Here is a 3,961-nt window from a genome sequence, read left to right as displayed (position 1 = left end):
GTTGGGACCTTGTCCCTGTGAGAGTAGGACGTCGCCAAGCAACTTTAAGACGAGTCAGAATGACTCGTCTTTTTTGTGTTTAATGGAAATAATCTTGTAATTAATGTTGGTTCTATGAGTACGTGTATCTAGCAAAAAACAGCTTTATTTTATTATGATTTCACATCTAAATAGCATACCTTCAGAAAAATATGGATAAGTTTGTTAGACCATCTATTCGTTAACAAGAATAGATACAAGGTATTGCCCTCTGTAGCCTGCTCACACCTTCTTTTATTTCTTCAGTTGTTAAATGTCCATACCCTATAATAATTCGATTATGATGTTTTCCTTTTTTAATGGCGTGCTCTTCCACAGGATATACTTTCACTCCGAGTTGTTGGATTTCCTCAAGTAATTCTTTTGTGAATTGAACTTGATTGAATTCAACAATCAGATGTAATCCTGTAGAATAACCGAAAATATTGATCTTATTGGAGAATGCTAATTTTAATTGCTGGATAAGGAAGTCTCTTCGAGTTTTATAAATTTTTTTCATCTTCATAATATGTCGCTCCAAATAATCTTCGGCAATAAATTTAGCAAGAACAAGCTGATTTAAAGAAGGTGTATGTAGATCTGAAAACCATTTTACCCTGCGACATTTTTCAATAAGGTGTGAGGGAAGAACTAAGTATCCCATCCTAAGGGCCGGTGATAAAATTTTACTAAATGAACCTATATATATAACACGCTCGGGATCCAATCCCTGTAATGAACTTACAGGTGAGCCTTCATATCGAAACTCACTGTCATAATCATCTTCAATGAGATAACAATTTGTTTTCCTTGAGTAGTTAATCAATTGAACCCGTCGTTGAATCGGTAACGCTCCTCCTAAAGGAAACTGATGAGAAGGAGTAGTGAAGATGAATTTTGGGTTTTTATTTGCAGGCAGCAAAGATGTATCCATCCCATTATCATCAACTGGTATAGGATAAAGGAAGGCTCCTGAATTTTTAAAAATTGTTTGAATGTCATTGGTGATGGGATCTTCTATTAGTACTTCGTCGCCTGTTGACAAAAGTAGCTTAGAAATAAGTGTTAAAGCTTGCGTTGCACCGGAGGTAATTATCAATTGTTCTGGATGACAAAAAACTCCTCTTGTTTTAAGTAAATAGTGTGATAAAACCTTTCTTAATTCGGGACGCCCTTCGGGAATATCGTATCCAAACGTAGAAGGAGGTGTTTCATTCCATATAGTATGAGATAACTTTGCCCATCCCTTACGTGGAAATAAGTCTAATGCTGGTATCCCTGAACGAAAATTAATGATGTTACTGTCTTTGTTTATTTCTTCGCACCAAGATAAAGAATCAATTAGAGTTGATTTTTTACGTTGTTCTAAATAAGTTCCTTCTGCAATGAATGTCCCGGCGCCCTGTCGAGCGACCAAAAAACCTTCGGAAAATAATTGATCATAAGCTTCTAAAATTACATTCCTAGACACGCTTAACTCAGAAGATAATTCCCGTGTAGATGGTAGTCTTTCTCCAGATTGTAGTTCTCCGTTTAATATTCGTTCACGTATTTGGTGATAAACCTGTCGAATTAAACTTATATCTAACGATCGATCAATAGGTATCCAAAGCATATAAATGCTCCCTTCATCAAAATTGGTACCATAAAAGTTTGGATAAAATGGTACTAATACGAACCATTTTAGCATGCTATAGTTGGATCAAATAGTTCTAAAGGGGATGAAAATGTGATGACGAAACCAGAATTCCAAGTAGCTCAGGCATTTAAATCGATTGCACGAAATGAACATATAAAATCCTATGTACAACAATCTAATGAACTCTATGCGTTGTTATTGCAAGCTGCGAAACGCTTTGTCACCGGAGAAACGAGACATGAGGGGATTGTGATAGCAAAAGAACTAATTACAAAAGGTTATCATACTTCACTAGAATACATAGGGGAAAATACTCTAGATATAGAGGAATGTTATAAAGCAAAAAATGAGTTTTGGAATCTTATTGGGGATATGGGTGCTCTATCTATGAAGCAAACAGTATCACTCGATTTATCGCATATTGGATTATCTATAGATCCAAAAATATCTTATATTCATTTAATGGAGTTGGCAGAGAAGGCAAAACTACATGGAACTACCCTTATGATAAGTATGGAAGAATCATCTAAAGCAGCAGACATTCTTTCCATCTATAAAAAAACAACTGAGCAATATCCTAATGTAGGGATAACGATTCAGGCGCATTTATATCGCTCAAACGATGATATTCAAGAACTCCTACATTATCCAGGGAAAATACGAGTTGTAAAAGGTGCCTATCAAGAAGTTTCGGATATTGCTATGCCTAGGTCAAATGACTTAAACCAACAGTATCTTCAGATTGTAGAACAACTAGTTGAAAACAATCATCCTGTATCTATAGCTACACATGATGAAATTCTTATTAAAGAAATGGAGAAACGTCAATGTTTTAATCAATCTAATGTAGAGATAGAAATGCTATATGGAATTCGTCCGGATATGTTAAGTGATTTGAAAAACAAAGGGCATAATGCTAGGGTGTATTTGACCTATGGGAAAGAGTGGTACTTGTATTTATGCCATCGGATAGCTGAATATCCGGAAAATTTATATCGTGCAGTGATAGATATGATGCATTCATCTGCAGTACAGCAGAGTAGGGAATATTAAATAGACATTTTAATATTAAATATAAAAATTATTTTGGCTATGGTTATTATGAGGGAGTTCAGTTGTAGTGAGTAAGTTAAATTATTTTGGTTGTGGCCCAAAAATAAGAGTCGGATGTTCCTTAGAGTAGAAATTCCGGCTCTTTTTATATTGAAAAGATTATAGTTTATAAATTGTACAGCCGTAGTATACCTTGTTGTAGAATTTGTTTTTGTGGGTGTTTTATATGCATTGGTTTCTTATTGTTATGTATTCTTAGGTTTATAGCTAGAAATAAATGAATTTGTAATTCTATATGTATTTCAAAACGGAGGATATATATAAACAATAAAATTACATACTTTGTTAGTAACTCGATTCGCTCTCCTAGCGGTAAAACGTAAATATAGGTATAGGATAAACATCCTTACATGTGATAAAAAGTAATAAAATACAAATAGAATGAATGTTCCTTGTGAGTGTGTTATGTGCACTCGATCAATTGAGGTGCGTATTTTTAATCCGGTATATGTGTTTGAAAAAAGAAATACTATTAATTGGTTCGGACCTCGAGTATAGTTTATTTGTATATCTGAAATGTTTGTTAAGAGGATATAAAATTTATTACGACTAGGCCATATGGAAATGGATGCTGCTAAAGATGAAAGAGATATAAGTCTGCTATTTCAGTGACATAGGGATAGTTAGTAAATATATTAGTGTGTTTCTATATATTTACGAGTAAACAGGTAAGTAACCATTACCTCATATAAGGGGAACTCTATAGCTAGAGTAGTATATAAGAATTTCTGTATCGTTGTCTGTTTATGAGAATACGTATATCTTCAATCGTTTCTAATAGAGTGCCTGATAAACAAAGAGGTGTTAGGGAGTGGAATAAGTTTTTAATTATATATTAGTATTTATTAAAATAAGGTTGTTAGTTCCGCGGGGGGAAAACTTCCGTACCAATTCAGTCTAGGGTGTAAGTAAACTTGAATATATTTTGGGAGAAGAAATTAAAGCGAAGTCGAAGAGGATTTTCGGATAATGCAATATTTATAGGTTCTTCTCTAGATTAGAGAGTTCAAAAATATTAACTTGAATAACTTTATGAAAAAGGTATTGACGATTAGGATATAGAGGTGTAATATAGAACAAGTCGCCGATGCAATAACGCAGAACGCGGCAAACAAAATGAAAAACTTAGTTGACATTAACTAACGAAGATGTTAACATAAGGAAGTCGCAAATGAGCGACCGAGTAGTTCT

2 protein-coding genes are annotated in these 3,961 nt (G+C 34.0%); one reads left to right on the top strand and one right to left on the bottom strand.

Annotation, left to right across the window (positions count from 1 at the left end; translation table 11 throughout):
• Nucleotides 1–220: 220 nt before the first annotated feature.
• Nucleotides 221–1,633: a MocR-like pyridoxine biosynthesis transcription factor PdxR gene (gene pdxR / locus JDS82_RS28925; RefSeq protein WP_000964405.1), complete on the bottom strand. Its 1,413-nt coding sequence runs from the start codon at nucleotides 1,631–1,633 to the stop codon at nucleotides 221–223.
• A gap of 117 nt (nucleotides 1,634–1,750) precedes the next feature.
• Between pdxR and JDS82_RS28920 the strand changes: the two genes are divergently transcribed.
• Nucleotides 1,751–2,710 carry a proline dehydrogenase family protein gene (locus JDS82_RS28920; RefSeq protein WP_000165404.1) on the top strand — a complete coding sequence of 320 codons (960 nt, stop codon included), beginning with the start codon at nucleotides 1,751–1,753 and terminating at the stop codon, nucleotides 2,708–2,710.
• The last annotated feature ends 1,251 nt before the right edge of the window (nucleotides 2,711–3,961 follow it).

The sequence above is a fragment of the Bacillus cereus group sp. N14 genome (genome assembly GCF_016483555.1).
Lineage (GTDB): Bacteria > Bacillota > Bacilli > Bacillales > Bacillaceae_G > Bacillus_A > Bacillus_A wiedmannii.
The sequence above is the reverse complement of the archived record's forward strand: the minus strand, read 5'-3'. Positions and strand labels throughout refer to the sequence as shown.